The organism is Vibrio sp. 1580, assembly GCF_033340055.1.
Window position 1 is genome coordinate 1 of record NZ_JAWOVT010000572.1, and the last position, 559, is coordinate 559.

Here is a 559-nt window from a genome sequence, read left to right on the forward strand (position 1 = left end):
CTGCGCCAAGTTCCAATGCTTGATCGACCCCCTCTGGGCTCAAACCGTAGCCATCTTCAAAGCGGTTCGGCACCAAGTAATCGACGTTATTGCTGCCAAGCATACGCAATGCCAATACAGAAAGAGCAGAACTCGTTGCGCCATCTGCGTCAAAGTCACCCACCACGATGATGCGTTTTTGCTCTTGAATCGCTTGGAACAACAACTCAACCGCCTGCTCAATGCCGCCAAGCTTTTGGTACGAATGCAATCCACGAGCAGAGGTTTCTAGCTGCGCGATGTCAGTAATACCGCGATTGATGTAAATGCGTTTTAAGATCGGAGGAATGGAGTCTGGGAGAAGGGAAAGATCCGGTTCGGGACGTCGTTGAATTTCTATCATGCTTGAAAAGAGCCGACTATTGCGTCGGCTCTGCTCCTTAAAGGATTACAGTTGCTCTAAACGTTTCAGTAGTTCAGCTGGCGGTAAGTACCCACCAACCATCTCACCGTTTGGAAGGAAGATAGCAGGCGTACCTGAAATACCTAACTGACGACCAACGTTGTAGTGCGCTTGAAT

General features: G+C 49.4%; 1 protein-coding gene and 1 pseudogene. Both read right to left on the reverse strand.

Annotated elements, in window-relative coordinates; translation table 11 throughout:
• Positions 1-382 (reverse strand): annotated as a pseudogene (locus R7093_RS27220) (single-stranded-DNA-specific exonuclease RecJ); the annotation flags it as partial.
• Between the two features lie 45 nt (positions 383-427).
• Positions 428-559, reverse strand: a 132-nt coding sequence (locus R7093_RS27225) for a thioredoxin fold domain-containing protein (protein WP_318147276.1), incomplete at its 5' end; no start/stop codon positions are given.